This is a genomic window from Gordonibacter sp. An230 (assembly GCF_002159915.1).
Lineage (GTDB): Bacteria > Actinomycetota > Coriobacteriia > Coriobacteriales > Eggerthellaceae > Rubneribacter.
In genome coordinates this window covers 1-26,663 of the sequence record NZ_NFJP01000001.1, presented here as the reverse complement: position 1 = coordinate 26,663, position 26,663 = coordinate 1, and the positions used below count along the sequence as shown (strand labels likewise).

The 26,663-nt window shown below is 55.8% G+C and carries 19 protein-coding genes and 1 tRNA gene; 6 read left to right on the top strand and 14 right to left on the bottom strand.

Features of this window, described 5'->3' with window-relative positions:
- Positions 1–19 precede the first annotated feature (19 nt).
- The 4 genes from B5F40_RS00095 (at position 20) to B5F40_RS16375 (ending at position 7,995) form a co-directional block, all read left to right on the top strand.
- Complete coding sequence (locus B5F40_RS00095) at positions 20–3,037, top strand: helicase C-terminal domain-containing protein (RefSeq protein ID WP_087192544.1); 3,018 nt, start codon at positions 20–22, stop codon at positions 3,035–3,037.
- Between the two features lie 16 nt (positions 3,038–3,053).
- Entirely contained in the window at positions 3,054–4,412 is a 1,359-nt protein-coding gene (locus tag B5F40_RS00090) for a hypothetical protein (RefSeq protein ID WP_140396357.1), read from the top strand.
- Between the two features lie 57 nt (positions 4,413–4,469).
- Entirely contained in the window at positions 4,470–7,721 is a 3,252-nt protein-coding gene (locus B5F40_RS00085) for an aminopeptidase (RefSeq protein WP_239442813.1), read from the top strand.
- Positions 7,722–7,845: 124 nt separating this feature from the next.
- Positions 7,846–7,995 carry a DUF5679 domain-containing protein gene (locus tag B5F40_RS16375; RefSeq protein WP_204217279.1) on the top strand — a complete coding sequence of 50 codons (150 nt, stop codon included), beginning with the start codon at positions 7,846–7,848 and terminating at the stop codon, positions 7,993–7,995.
- A gap of 57 nt (positions 7,996–8,052) precedes the next feature.
- On the opposite strand, the gene B5F40_RS00080 is transcribed toward B5F40_RS16375, so the two are convergent.
- The 13 genes from B5F40_RS00080 to B5F40_RS00020 form a co-directional block, all read right to left on the bottom strand.
- Positions 8,053–8,745 carry an HAD family hydrolase gene (locus tag B5F40_RS00080; RefSeq protein ID WP_239442812.1) on the bottom strand — a complete coding sequence of 231 codons (693 nt, stop codon included), beginning with the start codon at positions 8,743–8,745 and terminating at the stop codon, positions 8,053–8,055.
- A gap of 1,555 nt (positions 8,746–10,300) precedes the next feature.
- Positions 10,301–10,374: transfer RNA gene (locus B5F40_RS00075), tRNA-Gly, on the bottom strand.
- Positions 10,375–10,454: 80 nt separating this feature from the next.
- Complete coding sequence (locus tag B5F40_RS00070; protein WP_009305493.1) at positions 10,455–11,825, bottom strand: tyrosine-type recombinase/integrase; 1,371 nt, start codon at positions 11,823–11,825, stop codon at positions 10,455–10,457.
- A complete protein-coding gene (locus B5F40_RS00065) occupies positions 11,782–12,096 on the bottom strand; it encodes a helix-turn-helix domain-containing protein (RefSeq protein ID WP_239442811.1) in 315 nt (104 codons plus the stop codon). Before B5F40_RS00065 ends, B5F40_RS00070 begins: the two co-directional genes overlap by 44 nt.
- A gap of 68 nt (positions 12,097–12,164) precedes the next feature.
- Entirely contained in the window at positions 12,165–12,677 is a 513-nt protein-coding gene (locus tag B5F40_RS00060; protein ID WP_009305495.1) for a type II toxin-antitoxin system PemK/MazF family toxin, read from the bottom strand.
- Positions 12,678–12,919: 242 nt separating this feature from the next.
- Positions 12,920–13,372 (bottom strand): RNA polymerase sigma factor, encoded by a 453-nt coding sequence (locus tag B5F40_RS00055; RefSeq protein ID WP_013981114.1) that lies wholly within the window; start codon positions 13,370–13,372, stop codon positions 12,920–12,922.
- Between the two features lie 823 nt (positions 13,373–14,195).
- A complete protein-coding gene (locus B5F40_RS00050; protein ID WP_009305497.1) occupies positions 14,196–14,915 on the bottom strand; it encodes a 4'-phosphopantetheinyl transferase family protein in 720 nt (239 codons plus the stop codon).
- Positions 14,916–14,956: 41 nt separating this feature from the next.
- The gene (gene ahcY / locus B5F40_RS00045) at positions 14,957–16,213 is read right to left on the bottom strand and encodes an adenosylhomocysteinase (RefSeq protein WP_009305498.1); all 1,257 of its coding nucleotides are present in this window, start codon (positions 16,211–16,213) and stop codon (positions 14,957–14,959) included.
- A gap of 51 nt (positions 16,214–16,264) precedes the next feature.
- Positions 16,265–17,194, bottom strand: coding sequence for a cysteine synthase A (gene cysK, locus B5F40_RS00040; RefSeq protein ID WP_009305499.1), 930 nt, complete (start codon positions 17,192–17,194; stop codon positions 16,265–16,267).
- Between the two features lie 29 nt (positions 17,195–17,223).
- Positions 17,224–18,516 carry a methionine adenosyltransferase gene (gene metK / locus B5F40_RS00035; RefSeq protein WP_009305500.1) on the bottom strand — a complete coding sequence of 431 codons (1,293 nt, stop codon included), beginning with the start codon at positions 18,514–18,516 and terminating at the stop codon, positions 17,224–17,226.
- A gap of 58 nt (positions 18,517–18,574) precedes the next feature.
- Complete coding sequence (locus B5F40_RS00030; protein WP_013981116.1) at positions 18,575–18,955, bottom strand: metal-dependent transcriptional regulator; 381 nt, start codon at positions 18,953–18,955, stop codon at positions 18,575–18,577.
- 14 nt (positions 18,956–18,969) lie between these two features.
- Complete coding sequence (locus B5F40_RS00025) at positions 18,970–20,706, bottom strand: ABC transporter ATP-binding protein (protein ID WP_009305502.1); 1,737 nt, start codon at positions 20,704–20,706, stop codon at positions 18,970–18,972.
- A complete protein-coding gene (locus tag B5F40_RS00020; protein ID WP_009305503.1) occupies positions 20,696–22,546 on the bottom strand; it encodes an ABC transporter ATP-binding protein in 1,851 nt (616 codons plus the stop codon). The genes B5F40_RS00025 and B5F40_RS00020 overlap by 11 nt, the downstream gene beginning before the upstream one ends.
- Positions 22,547–22,682: 136 nt before the next feature.
- Here B5F40_RS00020 and B5F40_RS00015 point away from each other — a divergent pair, with 136 nt between their 5' ends.
- Positions 22,683–23,360, top strand: coding sequence for a TetR/AcrR family transcriptional regulator (locus tag B5F40_RS00015; RefSeq protein ID WP_009305504.1), 678 nt, complete (start codon positions 22,683–22,685; stop codon positions 23,358–23,360).
- Here B5F40_RS00015 and B5F40_RS00010 read toward each other — a convergent pair whose 3' ends face one another.
- Positions 23,361–24,902 carry a (2,3-dihydroxybenzoyl)adenylate synthase gene (locus B5F40_RS00010; protein ID WP_009305505.1) on the bottom strand — a complete coding sequence of 514 codons (1,542 nt, stop codon included), beginning with the start codon at positions 24,900–24,902 and terminating at the stop codon, positions 23,361–23,363.
- A gap of 145 nt (positions 24,903–25,047) precedes the next feature.
- On the opposite strand from B5F40_RS00010, the gene B5F40_RS00005 reads away from it, so the two are divergent.
- Positions 25,048–26,663: condensation domain-containing protein (locus tag B5F40_RS00005; RefSeq protein WP_204217277.1), on the top strand; the 1,616-nt coding region annotated here is incomplete at its 3' end.

The following is a 26,663-nucleotide window of genomic DNA, read 5'->3' as shown; positions in this document are numbered from 1 at the left end:
AGATGATAGGCTGGACGGTATGGATAAACAAGCTGCGTCCGGACAGGATGCCCTGCAAAGTTTCATAAGCGACGGAACGCCCGATCTTATTCGCGCGCGTTACGCGTCTTTACCGGCATTGGCCGCTGAACTGGATTTTGGCGAGCTCGACCGGTCCATAGTCGTGCTCGATACGGAAACGACAGGGTTTTCATTCAATCACGATGAGCTGACCCAGATAGCTGCTGCGCGCATGGATCATGGAGAGATCGTGGAATGGTTTGTGACGTTCGTGAATCCTGGAAAGCCCATACCTGAAGAGGTGGCCCATCTCACGAATATTCATGATACCGATGTCGCTTCAGCTCCCACTCCCGATCATGCTTTGGCTGATTTGGCAGAATTTGTAGGCGATTCGAAGATCGTCGCTCACAATGCCGAGTTTGACCGCACGTTCACCACTCGTCATCCAAGCGGTTATCCGTTGCTTGAAAATATATGGATCGACTCGCTCGATCTTGCGCGCATTGTGGTTCCTCGCCTGAAGTCTCATAGGCTGCTCGACCTCGTCAGAGCGTTTGGTGCGCCCCTTTCGACGCATCGCGCCGATGCTGATGTTGCGGCCACATGTGCGGTGTTTCGCATTCTGCTAGCTGGCGTCGCCGCTATGCCCCCTGCGCTTGTACGCGAGATCGCTCGTCTCGCTCCTGCTGATCGTTGGCCTACCCAGGTAGTGTTCGAATGGTTTGCATCGGAGGAGGGGCGCCGAAATGTTTCACGTGAAACATTCGACGGGTCAGGTGAAGATGAATCGTTCTCGCTGAAAAACCTCCGAAGGGATCGTATCGGCAAATTGGAAAGGCCTGCAAAGGTTGATGCCGATGATATCGCCGCTGATCCTGCCCGTGCGTTGAAGTTTCCTACGGTTGAGGATATCGCCACAGCATTTTCGCCCGATGGATTGGCGGGATTGCTGTATAAGGACTTTGAGCCGCGTGAAGAGCAGCTTATCATGGCGAAGGCTGTGAGGGCGGCATTCGCAAACTCAGAAAACCTTACGGTTGAAGCGGGCACGGGTGTTGGGAAGTCAATGGCCTATCTTGTTCCTTCGGCGCTGACGGCGAGGAAGAATGGCATTACTGTGGGCGTGGCAACTAAGACGAACACCTTGCTCGATCAGTTGGTTTATCATGAGTTGCCCGCTCTAGCAGGTGCTTTAGCTGCGGCTGATTCGGATAACCCTCCATTAACGTACGCACCCCTCAAAGGTTTTTCTCATTATCCTTGCCTGCGCAAAATCGGTCGCCTTGTGGAGGAAGGCGACCACATGAAGATTGTTGCAGGCAAGGAGCAGTCGCAAGCTCCAGCGCTCGCTGCATTGCTTTCCTTCGTCGAGCAAACAGAGTACGACGATATGGACAGTCTCAAGATCGATTATCGGGTGCTGCCTCGACGAATGGTGACAACGACGAGTCGTGACTGCCTACGTCGGAAATGCCCATATTTCGGGACGTCGTGCTTTGTTCACGGTGCACGCCGCCGTGCCGAGATGGCCGATGTGGTAGTGACGAATCACAGCCTGCTCTTCTGTGACCTTGTCGCAGATGGAGGTTTGCTGCCTCCTATTCGCTATTGGACGGTCGATGAGGCTCACGGCGCGGAAGCCGAAGCACGGCGCGCGTTCTCATGTTCCCTTTCCGCAGAGGACATTATGCGGCTTGTCAATCGTGTGAGTTCCGACGAGGCATCCCGCAATGTGTTCGTGAGGGCGGAGCGGCGTGTCGTAGCACCAGATGCCAAAGAGGGGTCGACCCTGTTTTACGCGCTCACTGCGAAAGCGCGTGCAGCGGGTTCGCAGTATGTCGACGCTGCTCGAGAGTTTTGCGAGCATTTGAAAGATCTTTTATTCTTTGATCAGAATAAAAGAGGAAAGGGATACGAAACTGTCGAGCTGTGGATCAATGCTGATATACGCCAAAGTGCGACATTTTTCAGCATTTCTGAGCTGGGTTGCGCAATGTCCTCCGCTGCCGAGAAGTTGGTGACGGCGAGTCAGGAGTTGGTTGGCTACCTTGAGGGACTTGAAGGTGCAGCTGAAATCCAGCGAGAGATAGCCTCCCTTGCAATGGAATTGAAAAACCAGGTGAACGCAGTGGATATCATACTCGTTCATCCTGACGATTCCTATGCATACGCCGCTACGCTCAGTCGTAAGAAAGATCGCATGGTCGAAAAGTTGGAAGCGTTGCTGATCAATGTTGGCCAGATGATGAACGATACGCTGTTCGCTCGGACACATTCAGTGGTGTTCGCTTCGGCAACATTGGCCGTGGGCGACAGCTTCGATGCTTTCGAAAGTGCGCTTGGACTTAACACCTCCGAATTCTCTACTTGTCGAACATGTCGGCTTGACTCGAGCTATGACTTCGATGGGCATATGACCGTGTACGTGGTCGAAGACATGCCTGAGCCGAGCGATCCTCGTTATTTGGACGCTCTGCAGCGGCTGTTGGTTGATGCTCATCGTGCCCAGCAAGGATCGATGTTGACGCTTTTTACGAACCGTCGAGAGATGGAGAAGTGCTTCGACGAGGTGCAGCCCCAGCTCAAAGAGAACGACTTGCGCCTCGTGTGCCAGAAATGGGGAGTCTCAGTCAAGGGGTTACGTGACGATTTCCTCGCTGACGAGCGCTTGTCTCTCTTCGCGTTGAAGAGTTTCTGGGAGGGCTTCGATGCTCCTGGTGCCACTCTCAAAGGCGTGGTCATTCCCAAACTGCCCTTTTCCAAGCCTACTGACCCTTTGTCGTGCGAGCGCGCCGCGCGCGACGACCAAGCGTGGAGGCGCTATGTCTTGCCCGCTGCCGTGTTGGAGGTGAAACAGGCCGCCGGACGGCTCATTCGAAAGGCCGACGACACGGGCGTGCTCATCTTGGCCGACAAGCGCCTGTTGACGAAAGGCTATGGCAAGGCGTTTCTCAATTCACTGCCCAGTAGGACGATCAAGGTGCTGCCGGCATCGGCTGTCGTCGAAGAACTTGCTCGCGGTTGCGACCGATAGCGGCAGGCTTGCTCTTGTGAAGAAAAAGAATGACAAGCTGATCCATGCTGCGCATATCAAGCGTCATACGGTGGGCACTTCGAATGAAATCTCATTCAGCGTGCTCGATGCGGCGAAGGATGCTCTGGATGGAAAAGGGCGGGTTAATCGTGATGCGCGGCTCCCACGGTTTGGGGTCATCTCACTGTTCACCCTGCCTGTTCGAAGGAAGAAACCGGCAGGCACGCCAACAAAGGAACAGGGACTGACGCTATCGACTGGTGATTTCGTTTCAGCTGAAGATTCTGAGCCTCGGCCATCGCATGTCGTGAGTACGGTTCTCTCCGATATCGTGTCCGAGGATGCTCCTAGCGCTGGTTCGGAGGCTGTTGAGGAGTCGGCGGCCCCGTTGCCTGAAAAGCCGACTCAGGGTTCAGCGTTGACGCCCGAAGAAGAGGTGGCGCGCAGAAAGGCGCGCCGCCGCCTGAGCAAATTGTTGGTTTACACTGCGACTTCCCTTATCGTCGGGGTGCTGGTAATCGTGGGGGGCTGGTGGCTCTACGATGGCTATCGGCAACATCAAAGCAATATTGCCTATCTCAACGATACGCTGAGCCTCATTGCAGAAACAGACGAGGCGATTAATAGGCTTGATGACCTTATCGCCGATCCGTTCGCAGTCGATTCATCCGATGCGTACGAAGAGGTCGAATCGAGCTTGTCCGAAATAGAGGAAAAGCTCGACCGAGCCGACGAGCGCGCTCGAGAGGCATCCGCCACTCTGCGTGAATCGAAAGCCGCAGAGGCCGCTCAGCAGGCAATCGAAACCATATCGGCGCGATACGTTCTCATCGACCAAGGGGGTCGGATCGTCGATGCCGCCGAAAGAGCATATGCCTCGATCGAGAGGGCGCGCGAAGCGTGGGACAAACTGCTTTCAGCCGACGCGAGTGCTCGCGAATCGTCCGATCTTGTGAAGGATACCACGCCTGAAAACGTGCGATCATCGATAGATAAAGCGAACGAGGCGCTTGAGAATTTTGGAGAGGCCGAAAGATTGTTTCAAGAGGCCCAAGCGCTCTACGGCGTTGATTTCTCTATGTTCGGAGATTATATTGCCAAGCGCGAAGAGGCTCTTAGATACGCGATCACTTCCGATGAGGCCATTCTTGCAAAGGACAAGGTTGCAGCGATCAAGGGAAACGACTTGTACAACGCAGCAGACGCGCAAGCGGCCGCTTATGTGAAGAGCCTCCCCGACGATCCCTCGTCTCCGGTGATCGATGCGTACGAATCGGATATCGACGCGTTCGAGAATGCATATTCAACGGCACGTTTACAGGCAGGCGCAGCCGACGCTTTTATTCGTGATTATTTGGGTACGGAGATCAAATAGCGTATACTTGTTTTATGTATGCCTTGAAGAAAAGCCAAGGAACGAAAGGCAGAGAATATGCCTGAGCCAATGGAACACGTCGCATATCTGTCCCAGGAGATCGGCCCTCGTCCCGCTGGGACCGAAGAGGAACAGCAAACGGCGTTGTATCTTACTGAGCAAATGCAGAAAGAAGCTGGCCTTTCTGCCGTCATCGAAGATTTCAGTGGCGCCCCTAGCGCAGAGGCGCCAAAAGTCGTGTGTTGCTCTCTCTCCTTCGTGTTCGGGCTGCTGTCCTTGTTCGTTCCCATGTTCGGAGTGGCAGCAATTGTGGTGACCCTCGTTGCGGTGGCTTTGTTCGCAGCTGAAGTGTTCGACCGCCCGGTGTTGTCGAAGATCTTTGTGCGCGGCGTCAGCCAAAACGTCGTCGCGAAGTACGAGCCCGGATATTCTGCCCAGACGGGAGGAACTCGTCGGCGCAAAGTGATTCTGGTGGCGCGCTACGATACGGGTAAGGTTCGGACAGAGCTTGCCAGTCCGGTTCTTCCGGCATTGCGGATTTTGCAGTGGGCGACGTTCGGCGCTATGGTTCTCTTGCCGATTCTGCTGATCATGCGTGTTGTCGCGTTTCCGAATGCCGAGGGTGCCCTCGATGCGACGCTGCTCGCATTAATCGTCATTGCGCTTGTCTCCATCGCGCTTCCGCTTGTGGTGGCGGTACTCCATAAAGCGGCTCCCTACAATGAAGGGGCGAACTGCAACGCTTCCGGCACGGCTGTGTTGCTGGAAGTTGCCCGCCGCGTTGGCCGTGGTCGCGTGAGCGAGGCCGAGCTGGCAGAGCGCGACGACGTGGAGATTCACGGAGCGGAAGCCGCGCGGGCAGGCGGGTTCGTTCCTGAAGGGGCGCAGCTTGTGTACGAGGCTTCGAACGTGAAGCCTCCCGAGATGGTTCCTCAAACTCCCGAAGAGCGTCTCGCTGCTGCTAAGGCCGCTATTGCAGCGCTTTCGGGTAAGCCGGTGAGCGGTGTTGCGGCGGTTGACATCTCGCAGAACCTCGTGCAGGTGAAGGAGCCTCCTGTGCCCGAGCCCACAGCTGAGGACATTCGGGCGTTGCACGACGAGACGCGGGAAGCGTTCAGCTCTCTTCCGGCTGAGACGATGCAGGCGGCTCTCGCCAATGCTGAGGCTGCACATCGACTGGATGAAGGTTCGGAAGGGCCGGTCTCCATGGCGGAAGAGTCAGTGGTCGGCGAGCCAGCCGTTTCCGCAGGCGACGAGACACCTCGTTCGACCGGAGGCGTACCGGATTGGTTCAAGAAGGCGCAGGAGAAAGCGAAGAAACCGCGAGGTGTCGATAAGCCCGTGCAAAGGTCTCGCTATGCGAGCGCTCTCGATGCGGCATCGAGCGAAAGCGCCGGGCATTTTGCAGGGGCGAACCCGGTTGCCGAAGAGGATGCAAGCCGTGCATCTGATGAGGGGCGGGTTGATGATCGGGAGGTGCAAGCTCCTCAATGGTCGTTTGCGCACGATGATGCGTCCGATCCGCACCCTGCCGAGTCTCAAGAGGTTGCCGTCCCCTCACACCCTGTTTCGACGGAGAATCCCTCGTCCCCCGCTTCCGAATCCGAAGTCGATCCGCTCTCCACGACGGCTATGCCTCCGATCGATGTGAGCAGTTTCAACTTGGATGACGTTCCCCCTGTCGATGATCTTCCACTGCCGTCGTTCCTCGATCCTCGAAAGGTGCAGAAAGAGGCTCAATCCGCTGTGCAGGACGAGCAGAGAACCGACAACCGCGTTGACGTGACTGCCGTTCCCATCGGTGATAGCGGGCGCATTGATTTTCAGCCCGATTCTGTGCCTCCGACAAATGATGACGTCTGCTCCGCTCCTGTAGAAACGACGGAAGCAGCGGTTTCTTCCGCCAGCGAGAGAGGTTCTCGCCGTCCCATTGTGCTTCCGGATATCGGGCTGTCGGGCAAGTTGGCTCCCATCACGGAGCTTCCAAAGCAACGAGCTCCGTTGGCCGAGGCGGAATCTTCTGGCAAGACGGCTGCGAAAAGCCTGCTTTCCATGCTTCCCGCGATTGATCTGGGAGCCTCAGGCACGGTAGAGCCTCCAGCTGAAGATGTGACGGCGGCTGCCAAACATGGAAAGAAATCGGGATTACGCTCGATGCTCCCCTCTCTTTCAGGTTCAATCGCCCGCGTTGAAGAGGAAGGTCGCTCGAGCGTGAGCGCCGCCGGATCGTTTGCGCCGGCCGGTGCTACGGGTGCTTTTGCCCCCATAGGGGACGAGCTGCTCCAGAACGTCGACCCTGAGGATATCTACGTGGACGATGCAGACGATTCGGCGTATGAGGAGAATTACACGGAGACGGGCGCGTTTGCTGGCCCGGGGTATGTAGAGATGCCCAAGTCGCGCATACGTCGTTTGTTCGATCGCTTCCGACGCAAGAAGGACGAAGAAGAACCAACCCCTCAAGAATGGCTCGATGTGGACGAATCGTTCGATGCCCGTACTGTGGGAGCAGAGCGGGGAGGTTGGGAGAGCTTCCGCGAAGATGCGACCGCGCAGATGGAAATCCAAGATGATTTCTCTGGCGATGAGTTCGACGAGTATGAGGATCGTGCCGTTGGCGATGGGTATGGCGAGGGCGATCAGTACGTCCAACACGACGAGTATGGGGAGTACGACGAGAGCGACCTTGGTGGACGGAACCGCGATTCGGGCGGCCGTTCGTGGAATGGCGGCGCGTTCTCTCCGCGGCGCATGGAGCGCGCCGAGCTAGATTCGGAACGCGTTGCCGAAGAGTCTGCCGCGGCGGCAGAGCGTCACGACCAGGACGTCTCCGAGGAGATCGAACACATTTATCAGTTCCGTAATCCCGATATCAACACAGAGGTGTGGTTTGTCGCTCTTGGTTCGGAGCTTTCTCAAAATGGAGGAATGCGCGCGTTTCTGACCGAGCATCAGCAAGATCTGCGAGGTTCGATAATCATTGATCTCGACGGGCTTGGTGCGGGCGATCTGTGCATGGTGGAACTTGAAGGCCAATATCGTACAGTTAAAACGTCTTCTCGGATGAAGCGCTACGTGAGGAAGGCTTCTCAGGCCACGGGACTTGATGTGGGCAGCACTCAGCTTCCTTGGATGGACAGCTCAGCTTCGTATGCGATGAAGCACGGGTATCAAGCCATGCACCTGGTGGGCATGCACGGAGGCAAGCCGGCATACTTCGCGCAAGCTGACGATGTGCTCGAGAACGTGGAAGAGGATAAACTCGAGAAAAGCGCAAACTTTGTTATGGAGTTGTTGAAGAATATATAGCAGGATGCAGCTGCGCTCGATAAGCGTCATTGAAGCTATCGTATAATGGTTTTTTGTATGCGCGTCTGCATCAAATGTAGCGTGCCATCCTATTAGACAGAAGCAGAGAGGTGTTTTAGCAGCCATGGCTATCGAAGCATATTGCGTGAAGTGCAAAGCCAAGAAGGTTATGAAGGATCCCGTCGAGAGCACGACGAAAAACGGTAAGCCCATCACGAAGGGCAAATGTCCTGATTGCGGCACCACCATCTGCCGTATCGGTGCTGCGAAGTAGCGTTGGGTTTTCGATCAAAGACGAAACGGCCCCGGGTTCAACCCGGGGCCGTTGTTATTATTTGAGGAATTGGAGCAGTTCGGTTGAATGATGGATGATCAAATCGGGTTCAGCGTTGATCAGCTGTTCTTCGGTGTGGTATCCCCATGTCACACTGATGGAGTACACTCCGGCATTACGTGATGCCTTCACATCTCCCGTCGAGTCGCCTATGTAAGCCGTTCTTTCCTTGGTGGATCCGAGCTCGTCGATAGTACGCAAAAGACCTGCGGGGTCGGGCTTGCGCGGAAAATCGGCGCATTCTCCATGGGCGACGGAGAACAATCCGGGCAGGTAGGCGTCAACGATCTCGCGCACAGCACCATCGAATTTATTGGAGAGCACGGCGAGCTTGGCACCACCCTTTTTGAGAGCTGCGATGGTATCGGGAATGCCGTCATAAGCTCTGGTGAAGCGATGTCCGTATATTGGATAGAGGTCTTTCCACCGTTTCATCGCGTGTTCCACGTCATCAATGTCGGCATCTTCGGGAACCGCTTGGTACATAAGGGCTTTCACGCCATTCCCAACGAAACTAAGTATCTCGAGCTGCGTACGTTCGGGGTAGCCGCACTCTCGCAGCGTCGCATTGGTGAGTTCCACAAGATCTGGCAGCGTATCAAGCAGCGTGCCATCAAGGTCGAAGATGAAAGTGTCGAAACGGGCGCTCCTATTCATGTGACCAGGTGTTATCGTACTCTGATTGTCCATGTCATCACCTTTGCTCCGCTGCATTTGCTTCCATGTCATTGCGGTTCTAAACGGTCAATTTCATGCGCATGGTTTGCGCGCTGTGCGCACCTTGATGCTCAAGCTATCACGCGGGAAGCGGTCTATCAACGCAATGAAAAGTAAAAACGCTCGGTGCACATGATGATTGTTCCTGGAAGTGAGATACGGCAAGCCGATGATGGGTGCGAGATGCGGCATTCTTGCGCAGGTGAGGCGCGATGCTGTGCGAATTGCAGCTCAATGCCATACGATACCGCACGGGCAGGATGACAAAGCGTTGCGTGTTGATGCTGTGATGCTTGGAGGTATTTCGATTCCGCCTTGTGTCCATCGATTGTGGCTCCATGGGCGAAGGACAAACAGACTCTCATGGACGCATGTGAAAGACAGGTGGGAATAGGCGTTTGAGCATAGCGTTTGTGCGGATGTTCCTGGCAGTTTTTTGGAGTAAAGGACAGTTGACATGCGATTTGACGGCTTTTTGCGAACAGGCGAGCAGAGCGAGGGCAGAAGCGAAGAAAGAAGCGGACGTTCCTGCGCGCATTGATGACCATTCGCTTCTCCAAAGGTTCTGTTTCACCGTATGGGCACGTGCTCGCCGGTACGGTCGTTAGCGAGGCACGAGTGTCTGCGATGGGCCAATGTGCAGGGCGGTGCAGGTGTGGTGGAGTGGCTGCTGCATATTCAATGCCGTGCTCGAGAGGGCGCTGATACCCAAAGGGTTGGTTACGATCGAAAAGAAGAAGGCTGTTTCGCAAGATGTGCCGCGTAGCGTATGGGAAGGACGGGAGGATTTGAAGAGGAATGCCGAAGAAGCGGAGTTGAGACCGGAATGAGAGCGAAGTTTGATTTGGATGCGAGCTGAGGCCCTTGGTCAAGGGCGGAGCTGGTACGAGTTGCGAGGAAGTTGAGCGCACGGCAAAGGCGAAAGATAGGGAAGGAACGGAAGGCGAAATTCAAAGAAGGGGTATGGAAGGAGGAACCAAAGCCTCGGCTTTTCACAGCTGTTAGGGATTGTTTCACGTGAAACAATCGTCGTTTCATCGCGATGCATTACGATACATGCTTCACGTGAAACAATCGCATGTGAAAAGGTGCGCCTAGGATTTGATTCCGATCATTTGCGTTTCTTCGGCCCAAGCTAAGTCGTATATTTGCCGATCAGGCTTCTTGTTGTTCAGCATAAGACGTGCGAGGAGAAAGAACGATCATCGGGGTTTTGATTGCGTCTTCAACTCCTTTTGCATGAAGTGAAGGAAAAGGAAAGAGCGCCGACCGTAATATCAGCGCTCTTTGCAGCCAGTGGAGCGGGTGACGGGACTCGAACCCGCGAATACGAGCTTGGGAAGCTATTTCCATCCCGAGCTCCATTTCCGAGAAAACCGCTCGTCACCTGCAAAATCGCTTTTAGAGTTTAGCGCATGGCGAGAAGTTCGTCAAAAAGTTCGTCAAATTTCAACTGTTTTCAAAACTGGACATCTGCAAGAGAAAAATCGAAGGGCACCGACAAACGCCGATGCCCTTCGTTGATTGCTGGAGCGGGCGACGGGACTCGAACCCGCGGTACAGGCTTGGGAAGCCTGGGCCTTACCACTTGGCGACGCCCGCAATTCATTCGCTGACTAAACGCAGCGCTTGAATTATAACGCATCCCAAGCAAAACGCAGCGGAATACAAAAGTTCCAAAACTATGCGGCCTGCGGCAGCGATTCGAGCCGTGAGACGTACCTGTTGGATAGCTCCCTGCTTGTCGAGGGGATGTAGCCCACATAGAGGTCGAGCGTATAGGACGGCGACGCGTGTCCGAGGATGACGGAGATGGTCTTGATGTTCTCGCCGCGAGCGAGGTTGATGGTGGCGAACGTATGCCGCAGCGCGTAGGGGCGCACGCCCTCGAACCCCACCTTCTCCACGAACCTTTGCCACTGCTTCTTGAGCACGTTGTAGGTGAGGGGCTTGTCAAGTTCTCCCACGAGAGGCGTGCTTGGGCCGGGCCTGATGCCCATGGCGCGCAGGCGTCTGCTCTTCTCCTCTATCCATCTGCCTATCTCGCGGGAGGTGTAATCGTCGATAGGAACCGTGCGGTACGACGAATCGGACTTCGTATACTCAACGATTTCCGCCGTCCCGTGTTCGAGCGACCCGGTGATTCTCGCCGAAGGGACGCCGCCGACGTTGACGCCGCCCATCTTCAAAGCGAGTGCTTCCTCGGGGCGCATCCCGCTGGAGAAAAGGGCGAGGCACGCCACCTTGAAAGGCGACAGGGGAAGCGCCTTCACTTCGTGGAGGAACCGCGCCGCATCCTCCTCCATGAGAGGGTCGATGAGCGGGCGGCTCTTCTTGAAGTTCTTGGAGAGGAAGCGCGCCTTCGCCACGTTCTTCTGCACGAGCTCCCTATCCAGCGCGTCGTTGAGGATCTCGCGGCAGAATTTGAGGATTTTGTGCTGCATATCGGGCCCGGCAACGCGCGGGGAGCCGAGCGGCTTCTTCTTCCGTCGATTCCCCTCGCGCACCGCCTGCTCGCGTTTCCTTTTCCATTCCTCCACGCGCTCGTTTGCCCACCGCCGCGAAATCTCGGGCACCTGAAGCAGGCATCGCTCCACGTCCATCGCCGTCAAATCGCGAAGGGGGATAAGCCCTATTACCTCACGCAGGTACTCGGCGTATCGCCGCTCGTTGGCTAGGGTTTGCCTTCCTATGGCCCCATTGCTGCGGAGCGCAATGTAACGCTCAACGTACTCTCCGAAAGGCGTTGCGGGACTCAGCGGTGAAACGTCTTGCGCCCCAATGCCCACCCCCGTCGTCCTATCTTCAAGCATTCTGTTGGCATCTTCCTCGAACTCGGCGATGCGCGCCCTGAGTTCTTCGCGCTTGTTGCGGGCGAACACCGTCCGCGACAGCTTCTTGCGCCCCATGACCCCCTGGAACTCGGCGGGCACCCTGATGCGCAGTTCGTAGGCGGTCGCTTTCGGGTCGTCGCGCTTCCTGCGGGGAAGCCCCTTCGCCTTCCTCGCCTCATCGAGATCCACGGGCTTGTCGCATTTGAGCGTCTTCGTCATTCTCTCCTCCATCTTCGCGCCTGTTCAGATAGCGTAGGAGGCAGAGCTTGGGAACCAGCCACTTCGACCCGAACTTGACCCCGCGCATCTCGCCCGCCGCCAACAGCTTCCTCACGCCCTGCGACGTGAGGCCCGTGAACTCGGCTATCTGGCAGGGGGTCATCATGTAGGGGTACGGTTCGAGCGCGGGCAGGAACAGCCCGCCAGGGTCGGCCCCGCAAAGCGCCTCGTCGTCAAACGCCGCCTCCGCGCGACGCTCATAATGAGCCATTTCGGCAGAGCGCGAAACGATGCGATTTTCCGCATCGCATGCTTGACAAGGGACGAAAGGCCGCGCGGTCATCTCCTCACGACCTTGTAGTCGTAGCCCGTGCGGGTATTGCAGATGGTGCAGGGCTCGCGTTGCTCCTGCTCGAAGTCCGCGCGCCACACCAGGTAGTCGTCCGAGTCGCAGAACGTCTGATGGCACTTCCTGCACAGCGTGAGCAGCATGAAGTCGTCTCCCGGCCCTTTGAGCCCCAGGCTCACGGCGAGTGCAGCGTCCACAAGCCTCATCTGCTCGGCGCCGATGTGCCCCGCCCTCCCGCGCAGGCGCAGCTTGTCGATGGTGCGCAGCTGCTCCAGGAGGGCGACCGAGCCCTCCCTGAGCCCGGCCGACGCGGGCACGGGTACGTGCACGGGGAGGTTCGCCTTGGGCTTGCCGGTTATGGCGGCGACGATGATAGTTTTGCTGCGCCTGTTGCCCGCATCGTTTTGCACGACGAGGACGGGACGCGTGCCTCCCTGCTCGCATCCCAGAACGGGGTCGAGGAAAGCGAAAAACACATCGCCCCTGCGCGGATGGTCGTCCATGAGGCACCTCCTTCGTTTCAATATGTAACTGCGGCCGAGAGTCGGGGTCGTCCGACCCGCGGCCGCCTGAAACGCCGCTTCCGCGGCTCCCGCTCGCCCACGAGGCCCCTCATGGCGTGGCGCGCTCTTGACCTTGCAAGGGCGGGCGGGTATGGGGCTGTCAAGGTTCCATCGAGGGATTTCCTCCCTCATAGAGACGGACAGCTAGGTGGGCGAAACGGAACCCCGCACGGAGAAAAACACTAGAAACCGGAAGAGAGAATCTCTTTCAGGTTCTCTCGCGCAAGACTGATGCTGCGTCTCACTGCGCGATCGGAGCACCTCTCTACTTCGGCTATCTTCGCCGTGGGCATACCAAGCAAGTGCCTCATCAGAAAACGCCTGCGTTGTGCGGCGGGTATCTGCTGGAACGCTTGAAACAGCGCTTCGGATTCCAGCTTCTCCATAAAGATTAACTCTGGGTCTTTTTCGGGATTGTTGGGGGCAAGAGAGGCTTCGTCCATCGACGCCAAGTGTAGTGAGTGTCTTGTCTCGCGGCGCTCCGTTCGCCAGAACTCACGCTGAAGTTCCTCTATGCCCTCGAATACTTGCCTGGGCAGATTTATCTCGGTTCGTTTGCCGTCAGGCGTCCTCACCACAATGCGATATTGGGCTTGGGAGTCGTCAATGTTCCTGCTTTCGTAAAATCGGGCCATATATTGCTCCTTCGGTTCAGACCCGCAGGAGCAACCGGCCGAAAGCGCAAAAAAGGACGGGCAGGACGTTTGGCTCCTGTCCGTCTGGCGGATCGGCGGGTATTTATTTACATCCTCAAGGATGTGCTACGTTTTGGGCAAATTCGTTATGCGCATAGTCCCATTGCTCTCGAACGTAAGCACGGTAAGCTGGCCCTTGCGTACTATTTCTACGCGACGCAGCTTTCTATCTGCCCGACAGACGAGCTTGCCGAGCGCATTCCTTACGTCTTGCATACAGCCACCTCCTCTCTGACGGAGCATGATGTCATGTTTGACCACATAGCGTCCCGACTTGAAAAGTCAAAATTCTGTCTGGTTCGACAATGGTGCTCCGCAGACTGTCGATCTTGGGGTGCTCTACGAGACGGATGGGTAATGCATCGTCACCGCTAAACTGACGGAAGATTCTCGCTCGGTCTATCGGTTCGCAAGTGTTTAGGGTTGTTGCGGGAGATTTTGCTTACGCCACAACAACCCCTTGGGCGTCATGCTGCAGCACAATGCATAAATATCCAATATTTTGTCTTAAAGGTTGTTGGAGCGATTCTGCTACTTTTCGGTCTTTGGCATGAAGCTGGAACGGAATATCGAGCGGGAGTTTAACTCGATATCCTTTTCGACAAGCTTTAACAAGAAAGAAATGAATTGCATTATGATGCAAAGAGCCAAGCGATAGTCCTGATGAACGAAGTACAAAGCGCGACTTTAATCTGAGGGTGAAATCTGCGACTTGCGCTAAACTGCGAATGTCGACAGTTATAATACGGAGTGACGTATCGAATCAAGATTCCGTCAAAGAGCCTGCTGTTGTCGTTATGAGGAGATTGAAAAATGGCACAAATGCCCATTGTCCGTTGCAGGAATATGATCTTTTTGATTTAAGCAGTTGGGCATGGTAGCGCCCAACAACCAGTTCTTTGGGTTGGTTGTTGGGACGATGTGAATCCAGATAAAACATGACCTCGCAATCAGTGAAATCGAGCCACTTCCCATACGTTGGAAACCATGCCTTGTAGACAGATTCTTTCGCGCTGAAAGTCAGCCTATCCCAAGATATATTTGGCTGACTGCAGGTAAGCTCACCCATCTGTTTTATCTCCTTCTTGCTCATTATCAAACTGTATATCTCTGATTCAATGGGGTTATTCGGCTCGGCGTCAATCCCGATAGTTCGAAATCGGTAATCTGAGGTGACTGCGGCAGCGGCATATCCTCTGCAATGCGTAATGCTCCCGCATATGTTTTTGGGCCAAATCGGTTCTCGGTTGGTACCGATGAGGATAGGAGGGTCATTGAAGCCCAGATGCGAGAGAGCGTTGCGAGCACATTTGCGCCCAACGGAAAACTCTTTCAGGCGTTTAGAAGAAAAACTTCGTGATATTTCCTTTTCTTTCCCAATAAGAGGAAAACCGTAAAAAGACCCCAGGTATTCTGAAGAAAACACTTCCTCTGGTAGTAAGGAGGCTAAAAAACCGGAATTGAATTTAGGAAAGCCAATCACAGCACCACCCCTAGTATGAACTATACACCCTTGTATACACTTTAAAAGTTCCAGCTGTTCATGTAGGCGATCTGCTCCTCGGTGAGGGTGTCTATCTTCACGCCCAGAGTCTCCAGCTTCACGCGCGCCACGCCGTCGTCGATGGCGGCGGGCACGTCGTACACCTTGTTCTCCAGCTCGCCCGCATGCTGGAAGAGGTACTCGGCCGCGAGCGCCTGGTTCGCGAAGCTCATGTCCATGACGGACGCCGGGTGCCCCTCGGCGCAGCTCAGGTTCACGAGGCGCCCCTGCGCCAGGACGATGACCGTGCGCCCGTCGGCAAGCGTGTACTCCTCCACGAGCGGCTTGATCTCCTCCACCTTCACGGCGTGCTCGCGCAGCCACTCCAGGTTGATCTCGCTGTCGAAGTGCCCGGAGTTGCACACGATGGCGCCGTCCTTCATGTTCTCGAACGCGGGCGCGTCCACCACCTTGCAGTTGCCGGTGACCGTCACCCACACGTCGGCGAAGCGCGCCGCCTCGGCGGCGGGCATGACCTCGTAGCCCTCCATGTGCGCCTCCAGCGCCTTCAGCGGGTCCACCTCGCACACGATCACGCGCATGCCCATGCCCTTGGCGCGCAGGGCGAGCCCGCTGCCGCAGTAGCCGTAGCCCGAGATCACGATGGTGCGCCCGCACAAAAGGCGGTTCGTGGCGCGCACGATGCCGTCGAGCGTGGACTGGCCCGTGCCGTAGTGGTTGTCGAAGCAGTGCTTCGTGTTCGCGTCGTTGACGTTGAACACGGGGTAGCCCAGCGTGCCCTCCTTCGCCATGGACACAAGGCGCACCACGCCCGTGGTGGTTTCCTCGGTGCCGCCGATGACGCCTTCCAGCTTGTCAATGTGGGTGGTGTGCAGCGCGGTGTCCAGGTCGGCGCCGTCGTCCATGATGATCTGCGGGTTCGTGGCGATGACCGCGTCGATGTGGCGGCGGTAGGTGTCCATGTCCTCGCCGGTGACGGCGAACACCTTGATGCCGAAGTCGCGCACGAGCGAGGCGGCGGTGTCGTCTTGGGTGGAAAGCGGGTTGCTGGCGCACAGCGCCACCTCGGCGCCCGAGGCCGCCAGCGCGCGCATGAGGTTCGCCGTCTCGGTGGTCACGTGCATGCACGCGCCGATGCGCACGCCCTCAAGCGGGCGCTCCTTCGCGAAGCGCTCGCGGATGGACGCCAGCACGGGCATGTCGCGCGCCGCCCACTCGATGCGGGCAAGCCCTGCGTCGGCAAGGTCGATGTCTTTGATGTCGTAGCTCTCGGTCATGGCGCTTCTTTCTTATGTTATCGACTGATCCTATGTCTGGTTTGGCGTCGATTAATCCTCAAACAATTCAGTGGAAAAATATCGTTCGCCCGTATCGGGCAGTAAAGTAACCACTGTCTTGCCCGAACCAAGTTGCCGAGCAAGCTGACGTGCGGCAACCACATTTGTACCGCCCGATACGCCGCAAAGCAAACCCTCCTCACGAGCAAGCGCGCGAGCCTCGTTGATAGCTTCCTCATCGGAAACCACGCAGATATCGTCATAGATGCCCTGATCAAGGATATCGGGAATAAGCCCATCGCCGATACCCATCTGCAAATGCGTTCCGACGCTTCCTCCCGAAAGAATCGCTGCGCTCTCCGGCTCAACGGCCCAAATGCATACATCAGGAAAAAGACGTTTGAGTGCCTGCCCTATACCGGAAATAGTACCACCTGTACCAATGCCCGAGCAGAATCCATGTATGGGCCCCTTCACGTCCTCTAAGATCTCAAGTGCTGTATGATAGCGATGCGCTAGTAAATTATCCCTGTTCTCGAACTGCTGTGGCACGTAAACACGAGGATCCTCGCTAGCCATACGCTTAGCCAGAGCGATGCATTTGGATATGCACTCTCCAATATCGCCAGCATCATGTACGACAATTACCTCAGCACCATAGTGGCGAACAAGCTTACGACGCTCTTCCGACACGCTGTCTGGCATAATGATGCGCGCACGATAACCGCGCACAGCACACACAAGCGCGAGCCCTATACCTTGATTGCCGCTTGTAGGTTCAACGATAATACTATCTGGCCCAATTTCGCCGCGGCGTTCGGCGGATTCAATCATCTGTAATGCCGTGCGCGTTTTAATGGAGCCTCCTACATTAACGCCCTCAAACTTAACGAGTATCTGTGCGGCATTCGCTTCAGATAACCGATTGAGACGAACGAGAGGTGTATGCCCCATGGCTTGCAGCACATTATCGTAAATCATGGAACTCCTTCCAAGGGGGTGCTAGCCCCTTATGCTAGCCTGCAGGTCTTTCGCAGATCCTCGGCGCGGTCGGTGCGCTCCCAGGTGAACTCGGGCAGCTCGCGGCCGAAGTGGCCGTAGGCGGCCGTCTTGCGGTAGATGGGGCGGCGCAAATCCAGCGCGTCGATGATGGCGCCGGGGCGCAGGTCGAACACCTCGGCCACCGCGCGCTCGATGGCCCCCACCGCCGCCTTCTCGGTGCCGAACGTCTCCACCATGAGCGACACGGGGCGCGCCACGCCGATGGCGTAGGCCACCTGCACCTCGCAGCGCGCGGCCAGGCCCGCGGCAACCACGTTCTTCGCCACCCAGCGCGCCGCGTAGGCCGCCGAGCGGTCCACCTTCGTGCAGTCCTTGCCGGAGAAGGCCCCGCCGCCGTGCCGTCCCATGCCGCCGTAGGTGTCCACGATGACCTTGCGGCCCGTGAGGCCGCAGTCGCCCATCGGCCCGCCGATGACGAAGCGGCCCGTGGGGTTCACGTGGATCTCCGCGTCGGGCGAGAGCGCCACGCCCTCGCCGGCCAGCACCGGGCGCACCACCTGCTCCACCACGTCGGCGCGCAGCCGCTCGTAGGGCGCCTCCTCGGCGTGCTGCGTGGACACGACCACCTTCTCCACCCACTTCGGCGCGCCGTCCTCGTAGCGCACGCTCACCTGGGTCTTGCCGTCGGGGCGCAGGTAGTCGAGCGTGCCGTCCTTGCGCACGGCGGCGAGGCGCTCGCTCATGCGCTGGGCCAGGTAGATGGGCATGGGCATGAGGGTGCTCGTCTCGTCGCAGGCGTAGCCGAACATCATGCCCTGGTCGCCCGCGCCGATGCGCTCGTAGGGGTCGTCCGCGGCCCCGCCGTGGGCCGCCTCCCAGCTCTCGTCCACGCCCTGCGCGATGTCGGGGCTCTGCTCGTGGATGGCGTTCACCACGCCGCAGGTGGTGCCGTCGAAGCCGTACTTGGCGCGGTCGTAGCCGATGCCGCACACCACCTCGCGCACGATGGCCGGCACGTCCACGTACGCCTGCGTGCGGATCTCGCCCGCCACGGCCACGAGCCCCGTGGTCGCAAGCGTCTCGCACGCGCAGCGCATCCGCGACACGTCGGCGGGCTGCCCGCTGGGGGCGATGTAGCCCTCGCGCTCGAGCTCTATCTCCTTGGAGATGATGGCGTCCAAGATGGCGTCCGATATCTGGTCGCACATCTTGTCGGGATGCCCCTCGGTGACGGATTCGGACGTGAACAGGTAGGATTTTGGCAAAGCGATCGATAAGCTTGGCCTTTGCTCTATCGTCATTTCAATTCTCTCTATACTTTAGATTGCCCATTATCCAGCTTATTTAGGTTGATGACCCTTATTGGACGTCCATCTTGCTCGACAGCTCCTTTTTTAAAGCCTGATATGACTCTTCGCTCATTGCGTGCTCCATGCGACAGGCATCCCTTTGTGCAATTTCAGTCGGAATGCCAAGGTTGGTAAGAACCTTGAAGAAGAAGCAATGGCGGTCGTAAACTCTTTCAGCGATTTTGCGTCCCCCATTTGAAAGGCGAACCAAACCTCGAGGCCTAAATTCAACATATCCTTCCGCGCTCAAGGAGGACATAGCTTTTGATATGCTCGCCTTGGAAAAACCCATTCTACTGGCCATATCCACTTGCCTTACAAAACCACCAGAACGAGTTTCGAGAATAAGCAGGTTTTCTAGATAGTCTTCCCTTGACTCACTCAAAGTCATCAGTTCCACCTCACTTAATTCAAAATCCGACCCGTCGACGACTGAAGCTCCACCATTTTCTTGAACAGGCTGTCTTCGCGCTCCATGAGCTCCGACGGCTTTCCTTGCTCGGCAACGCGGCCTCCATCCAGCACCACGATTTTGTCGGCGCTCATCACGGTTCTCATCCGGTGCGCGATGACCAGCACGGTTTTGCGTTCAAGGAGACACGATAGCGCCTCCTGCACCTTCGTCTCATTTTCAACGTCAAGTGAAGCGGTCGCCTCATCCAGAAGAACAATGGGGGCGTTTTTGAGGATCGCCCGGGCAATCGATATGCGCTGGCGCTCGCCTCCGGACAAAAGCGCGCCGTTCTCGCCTATCCTCGTTTCATAGCCCTTCGGCATGCGGGAGACAAAATCATCGCAGTTCGCCGCCCGAGCCGCCGCAAACACCTCCTCATCCGTGGCATCTGGCCTACCGAGTCGGATGTTCTGCATGATCGTGTCGTCGAACAGAACCACATCCTGGAACACTTGGGCGAAATCGACGAGAAGGGCCTCGGGGTCGACGGTCGAAACGTCCACGCCTCCGATGCTCACAACGCCATCGTCGGCATCCCAGAAACGGGCAGCCAGCTTGGCCGCGGTGGACTTGCCGCCCCCGCTCGGACCGACCAAGGCGGTCACCTCGCCCTCCTTCGCAACAAATGAGACGTTCGAGAGAACCTTCTCGCCTCCTTCGTACGAAAAAGTCACGTTGTCGAAAGAAATGTCGTGATTCGCCGGCTCGAATTCCATCGACCCGGTTTGAGGCCGCTCGTGCTCGATGGAGTGCATGCGCTTGATTCCGAGCTTGAGATTGAGAAGCTCCGTCACAACTTCAAGCACGGTGTTGATCGGATCGTAGAATCTCGTCACCACGAGAAGGAAGCAGAAGTACACCATGAACTCTAGTTCCCCCGATGCCAAAAGCAGGGCTCCGACGAGGACGGTCGAAGCTATTCCGAGCTTGAGGAACGCTTGCGCGGCCGACACGGGAACGGCACTCGAAAGCTCCGAGACGATCTGGGCCTTCTCCGCGCGATCGATCTTCTGATCCAGTTGCTCGAGATACGTTTCCGATTGGTTCGCCGCCGTGATCTCTTGGGCGCATTCGAGGTACTCCTGCAAGCCGTCCGCAACGTCAAGCTGGCGGTCGATGAGAAACTGCCCCTTCGCATCTTGGCTCTTCCGAGAGAAGGCGATGATGAGCAAGGCGATGGGAAGAACCCAGAGGGCGGCGATGGCCATCTTCCAGTTGAAGAGCAGAAGCATGATCGAGATCAATATGGTCGACGCGCCGGTTCCGAACAAAAGGGGCATGATATGGGAGAACATGCGCTCCTGATCGGCGCAGTCCTTCATGATGGTGGTGGTGAGGTCCGAGAGGTCGCGCCTTCCGAAAAAGGAAAGGGGCAATCTGCGCAGCACCTCGGCAAGCTCGATCCGCTTTCTGGCACTCTCGCCGTACACGACATTGTAGGTGAAATGGTATTCGAGCCATTGGGTCAGCAGCATGAGCAGGAGTATGACGACGATGGCTGCAAGATAGCCACCAAGAGCAGGGAGGGGCTTCGAGGGGTCGAGCAGATGATCCAGGTAGTCGTTGGTCGCCATGCACAGCACGCCAATGGGTGCCATCATGACGAGGTTGGCGAGAGCGCAGAAGAACGCGCCTCTCTTGAACTCGAAAGCACCCCGCTCGGTCAAAGCGAACTTCTCACGCAGCATCGTTGGCACCCCCTCCGATTCTCCAAGAGACTGATTTCTGATAGTCCTCCCACATCCGGCGATACACTCCCTTGCTTTCGACAAGATCCCCGTGGGATCCCGATTCCGAGATGGCCCCGTTCTCCACGACGCAGATCCTGTCCGCGCCCACCACGGTCGATAGCCGGTGTGCAATCATGAGAACGGTCTTGCCGTGCGTAAGACGCGCGAGCGCACGTTGGATAAGGGCTTCGTTTTCCGGATCGGCGAACGCTGTGGCCTCGTCCAAGACCACGATAGGCGCATCTTTCAGAATGGCCCGGGCAAGCGCGATACGCTGGCATTCGCCGCCCGACAGGTAGACGCCCTTCGCGCCGACCACCGTGTCCAAGCCCTCGGGCAGCTTCGCGATGATGTCGTCGCATTGCGCCGCGTGCGCGGCCGCCTCCACCTCCGCGCGCGTAGCCGACGGGCGCGCGAATCTGATGTTGTCAATGAGGCTGCGCTTGAAAAGCCGTGTGTTTTGGAAGACGAAGGAAACGGAATCCATCAGTTCCGAACGGGGAACATCCCGCACATCAACACCGCCGACAAGCACCCGTCCTTCATCGACGTCCCAGAACCTCGGAACAAGGCTTGCAATGGTGCTCTTGCCTCCTCCCGACGGCCCGACGAGCGCCATCGTTTCTCCTTCGGGAATCGCAAAGCTCACGTTCTTGACGGCAGGTGCGTCAGCGCCCGGATACGTGAAAGACACCCCTTCAAAAACGATATCGCACGTCCCGCTCGCCCTCCCGCCTTTCGCAGAACAGCAAGGCATCTCCGGCGTGGATAGGATCCCCTCGATTCGCATCACGGCATCTTGGGCCATCGCCGCAGCTTCAGAGGCGTACAGTATCTTGGTCATCATCGATGTCGTCACCGCGCTGAACACCACGTAGAAGAGGAAGTCCGTGAAGAACGACGCGAAGTCCCCTGCTGCCCCCGCAAGCAGGATGCTGGCGGGAACCAGCACAGCAAAGGTCGAGTTGATCGCCACGATCTGCACGACCTGCGGTTTTTCGCACAACTTCGAATAGCCATGGGCCATATCCCGGTACTGCAGGATGGCCTCCTTGAATGCGTTGAACGAATCGACCGTTTGCTGGAACACTTTGACGACGGGCATGCCTCGAACATATTCGGTCGCAGCGGCGTTCATTCGGTTCAATGCCTGCTGGTAGTTCGACACGAAAGTCAGATAGCTTGAGTTCTCATCGCTGCCTCCCCCTCCCATCATCCTCCAAATGCACGCGAAGGACACCGCGATGGGAACCAGGCACGCCAAACCCATGGCCCAGTCGAAGATGAACATCACGACGACAAACACAACGGGGGTGATGAGGGCTCCCACGAAATCAGGGAACTTATGGGCAAGCACGGACTCGGTCTGGCCGGCGCAGCCGTCGATCACCCTCCTTAGTTCGCCGGTCGAATGCTCGTCGTAGTAGCCAAGGGGAACCTTGGAGAGATGGTGGGTCGCGGCCTTCCTCATGTTGTTGCCGGTTCGGAATGCCGCGATATGAGTGCACATCAACGCCGCGAAGTACACCACCACTCCGGCCACCGCGAATCCGACTGCCAGCCATGCGTAAAAGGCCGCGCCACTCGCTTCGCTCCATTGAGGAGCCACTGCGACAAACTGCGACATGATAAACCAGACGCACACAAGGGGCATCACAGCAAGCAACGAATGCAGACCAGACAAGGCGCAGCCCACCACGGTGAGGATTTTGTAAGGCCCTGCGAAGTCAAGCAACCTGAACAGCGGATGGGGTGCTTTGCGTTTCGACTTTTTGTTCTCTGGGCTTTGTTCCGTCATTTCTCCTCCTGCTCTATTACCAGGACGTTGTTTTGCACTTGCAGCGACTTGAATATTTCCGCAAACTGACCGCGTTACGCTGGGGGTGCAAAAAAATGGTATTCTGTCGCAACCAGCAAATAGAAAGGTGCTGAATATGGGGTCGACGCGCCAGACAGCCGGCTTGCCAGCAATTGACGTGACTTCTATCTGCGATGCCGCCTTGAAGCTCACCAAAGAATTTGGCATAGATGGTTGGTCTATTCGTCAACTGGCTAAAGAAATTAACGCGTACCCAGGTGTCATTAATTACCACGTTGGTCGAAGAGAAGATGTGGTACATCTTGTTATCGAGCACGTTAATGCCGAAATCGACCTTCCTGAGCCTCGCGAGAATTGGAAACGATGGTTCAAGCTTCTTCTTGAGGGGATGCGTTCCACCCTGAGAAAGTACCCCGGAGTCGCTCGTAGACTCGCTGCCGTAGGTCCTGGCCTTGGGGAATCCGACCGCATTATCAATTGCGGCATTCAAGTGCTGAGAGATGCTGGGTTTGGCGATTGGTCCACTCTTGTTTATTCCGTTTTGCTTTGCCAAACTTGCGCGTTCGTTGCTACCGAGGATGACAGGGACAAAATGGACGATGTGCGCAAAGAGGTGGGGGGTTCGTATGCGAGTGCGCTTTCTGCGTCCGATCCCGGTATTGCCGCTTTGGCAAAAACGGTCAAACTCCTGACCGAAGAAGAAAGCCTGAGGAGAAGTTTTTTTGATCATCAGTTCTCAGTCCTTCTCGATGCTCTTCTCGGCGGATTGGAAGAGATTTTTTTAAAGGGCTGACTAGCGTATCGAGGTCTTAAGAGCATTTAAATCAATTTTTCCTATGGGGGTCAGGGGCAACAACTCACGAATCTCTACTCTGTCTGGATGCTTGAATGGGGCGATTCCTATGTTGTTTAAAAACTCCCTTATGGATTCCAAGTTGGGCGCATCGCCGCTGCAAACGATAAACGCACACGTCTTTTCGCCAAGGGCTTGATCCGGTATCCCGCAGACGGCTACGTCTACGATGCCGGGCATTTCTCTAAGACTTGCCTCTACGTCTTCCGCCGAGAAAGTCTCACCGCCACGGTTTATTGTGTTTTTCAGACGTCCCGTGATTTTGAAGTTGCCGCAGGGATCCCTCACCGCTAAATCCCCCGTATGATAAAATCCTTCCGAATCAAAAGAGCGCAGAGTAGAATATTCATCTTCGTAATATCCACTCATCAGATACGGTCCTTTCCATATCAATTCCCCTTCTTCGCCGTCTGCGCAAGGTTGCCCATCTTGTCCGATGATAAGAGGGCGATCGTTTTCGGAAAGGGGGAAGCCTTGGGTGGTAAAGGCGATTTCCTCTGGCGCTTCAGGGCTTGTCAGCGTCAATATTCCTTCAGTCATGCCGTATGATTGCTGGACAGCGCAAGAGAAAGCGGCAGAAAGCCTCTTGGCATCTTTTGCGGTAAATCGCGCACCTCCTACATGGATGGACTCAAGGCTTGAAAGATCAACAGGATACCAGTCGAGTGCGTCCATCCAGAGGTTTACCGCCGATGGAACTGCTGTTATTGTCGTCACTTTTGCAGAAGAGATCAATGGAAACACTTCATCGGGACTCACGCTTTCCGCCAAAATGACGGTGCCTCCTTTTTCTAGCGCACCAAGTGCGCCGGGGCATGCGAGCGGCAAATTATGGCATATCGACAAAGCTGCTAGGTATTTTGTTTTTTCGGAAAAAAGCGATCGGGAAGCCGCTTCCACGAAATTGTACACATAGCTGAAATTTGAGCGAGGAATAAGTTTAGGGAGTCCTGTTGTACCACCCGACGGAAGCAGGAACAAAATTGATGAGGAGTGGGGTGCTGTGGCTTGCCAGAGCTCTCCGCGCATATCCGAAACTGATCGATATTGATCGGAAGATCCGATGACAAAACATTTTAGCCTTGGATTGTCCTTTTTGATGGCTTTTGCTAAGGACTCGTAATCATAAGCCGGGGAAGAACACGGAACAATTAGGCAGGATGCATTTGACTTTGAGCAGAAATGAGAGATTTCCGCTTTGCGATGAGTCGGCAAAGCAAGTACGGGGATGCATCCTCTCATTACTGACCCGAACAAGATTATAAGAGATTCAGCTTTGTTCGGAAGCTGAAGGACGATCCTGTCCCCAGCTTCTATCCCCTCCGAAGCAAGGCAAGAGGCGAATCGCCTTGCCGCATCAAATAGCTCAGTGTAAGTATACGTGGTTTCTCTGTCGCGAACCGCAATATTTGCCCCATATTCACGCTCCCATTGCGCAATACGTTCAACAAGAGTGAAACCAACGTCGGTTGCCCTTCTCATAAAACCCCCTTCTGCCATCCGAAGCCTTAGAAGATATTTGCGCAATATTTGCAAACAACAACCCTTTCGCTATAAGTATACTATAGCTAACATTATGTTAGTATGCCTTATATTCAAAGACTTATTGCTTGAAAGGGCGGTTGGCATGTCTGAAGTATGCGTGGAGCTAGTTGGAAAGCTTGTTGGGGAAATGCTCGGACTGTCAAAAGAAGAACTAAGCCCTTCGGATAATCTTATCAGTTTGGGGCTAGGATCTCTTGACATTATGAGAATAGCTGGGTTGCTAACAAAGAATGGCTGCAATGTTACCTTTTCAGAATTGGTTTCGAATCCCTGTATGGCTTCTTGGGTAAATTTTGCAAGAGAGAGGTCTGCGAGAAGCTCGTCTAATGGCAGCCCTCTCCTCGGTTCCGCAAATTACAGCAAAGGCGACCCCTTTCCGATCACGTCCGTCCAACATGCCTATATGGTTGGAAGGCGAGACGGACAGGAGCTAGGGGGAACCGCTTGTCACGCTTATATGGAATTCGAATGCGGATCTCTCGATGCGGCCAAACTCGAACGCGCAGTGGAACTTCTTATTCTAAGGCATCCCATGCTGCGCGCCCGGTTCTCTGATGACGGAACAGCCCGCATCGAAGACAAAGTAACTTGGAAGGGACTAACCACCTACAGAGTGGAAGGAGCAGGCAATCCCGACTCGAGGATTGAAGGTATTCGCCAAGAATTAAGTCACCTACGTTTCGACATCGAGCAAGACGATCTCATAGATGTACGCCTTACTGTCGTATCACCGAAACGCACTATCATGCATATCAACGTCGATCTTCTTGCAGCTGATGTGCTTAGCATCCAAGTTCTCTTAGAGGATCTAGCGCATCTCTACGACGGAACGGATCTCGCCCCCATCGAGATAGACTTCATGGAGTATGCGAGAAGAACCGGAATCGGAGAAGACGCACGAAACGAGGATAGAGAATACTGGCTGAATCGAATAGACAACATGCCAGGCGGCCCCTCTTTGCCACTGAAAGCCCCTATGGAGAGTGTCAAAAGATCTCAATTCACTCGTATGGAGTACTTAATTGATTCTAAGTCTTGGAAGAACTTCACCGAGAAAGGACGGCAAATCGGGGTTACCCAATCTATGGGCATCGCCGCTGTTTATGCCAAGGCTCTTTCTCGATGGAGCGAAGACAAGAAATTTCTTCTCAACCTTCCGCTGTTCAACAGAAAACCAATTCACCCAGACGTTGACAAGATCGTATCCGACTTCACCTCTCTTATCCTTCTTGAGGCTGATTGCGCAAACGCAATTTCCCTTCTTGAACTAGCTTCTCAAATGCAAGGACGCTTTCAGCAGGATGTTGCGCACTCTTCATTTGGAGCTGTAGAGGTTTTGAGAGAGCTTTCTCACCGTTGCCCAAACGATCCCAAGAAAGCCCCTGTTGTATTCGCTAGCAATATCGGCACCCAATTTATCTCCAACAAAGTGGAAGATGTTTTCGGTCCCTTGTCGAAGATGCTAGCAGAAACACCACAGGTATTGCTGGATCATCAGATATACGATCATAAAAACGGGTTGCTTTTGGCGTGGGATTACGTTTCCGAATTGCTTGATGACAAAATAGCCAAACAGATGTTTGAGGCATATTGCACAGCAGTGCGCTTCTACTGCGAAAACGACTGGTCGGAGCCGTTCCCCGACCTGCTGCCCCCTTCGCAGCGCGCGGCGCGCGCCGAGGCGAACTCGGAGGGGGC

Excerpts from the sequence above, each read along its gene's own strand:
- B5F40_RS00095 (WP_087192544.1), top strand. The coding sequence starts at position 20 with ATGGATAAACAAGCTGCGTCCGGACAGGATGCCCTGCAAAGTTTCATA.
- B5F40_RS00085 (WP_239442813.1), top strand. The coding sequence starts at position 4,470 with ATGCCTGAGCCAATGGAACACGTCGCATATCTGTCCCAGGAGATCGGC.
- B5F40_RS16375 (WP_204217279.1), top strand. The coding sequence starts at position 7,846 with ATGGCTATCGAAGCATATTGCGTGAAGTGCAAAGCCAAGAAGGTTATG.
- B5F40_RS00080 (WP_239442812.1), bottom strand. The coding sequence starts at position 8,745 with ATGGACAATCAGAGTACGATAACACCTGGTCACATGAATAGGAGCGCC.
- B5F40_RS00070 (WP_009305493.1), bottom strand. The coding sequence starts at position 11,825 with ATGACGAAGACGCTCAAATGCGACAAGCCCGTGGATCTCGATGAGGCG.
- B5F40_RS00065 (WP_239442811.1), bottom strand. The coding sequence starts at position 12,096 with ATGGCTCATTATGAGCGTCGCGCGGAGGCGGCGTTTGACGACGAGGCG.
- B5F40_RS00060 (WP_009305495.1), bottom strand. The coding sequence starts at position 12,677 with ATGGACGACCATCCGCGCAGGGGCGATGTGTTTTTCGCTTTCCTCGAC.
- B5F40_RS00055 (WP_013981114.1), bottom strand. The coding sequence starts at position 13,372 with ATGGCCCGATTTTACGAAAGCAGGAACATTGACGACTCCCAAGCCCAA.
- ahcY (WP_009305498.1), bottom strand. The coding sequence starts at position 16,213 with ATGACCGAGAGCTACGACATCAAAGACATCGACCTTGCCGACGCAGGG.
- cysK (WP_009305499.1), bottom strand. The coding sequence starts at position 17,194 with ATGATTTACGATAATGTGCTGCAAGCCATGGGGCATACACCTCTCGTT.
- metK (WP_009305500.1), bottom strand. The coding sequence starts at position 18,516 with ATGACGATAGAGCAAAGGCCAAGCTTATCGATCGCTTTGCCAAAATCC.
- B5F40_RS00030 (WP_013981116.1), bottom strand. The coding sequence starts at position 18,955 with ATGACTTTGAGTGAGTCAAGGGAAGACTATCTAGAAAACCTGCTTATT.
- B5F40_RS00025 (WP_009305502.1), bottom strand. The coding sequence starts at position 20,706 with ATGCTGCGTGAGAAGTTCGCTTTGACCGAGCGGGGTGCTTTCGAGTTC.
- B5F40_RS00020 (WP_009305503.1), bottom strand. The coding sequence starts at position 22,546 with ATGACGGAACAAAGCCCAGAGAACAAAAAGTCGAAACGCAAAGCACCC.
- B5F40_RS00015 (WP_009305504.1), top strand. The coding sequence starts at position 22,683 with ATGGGGTCGACGCGCCAGACAGCCGGCTTGCCAGCAATTGACGTGACT.
- B5F40_RS00010 (WP_009305505.1), bottom strand. The coding sequence starts at position 24,902 with ATGAGAAGGGCAACCGACGTTGGTTTCACTCTTGTTGAACGTATTGCG.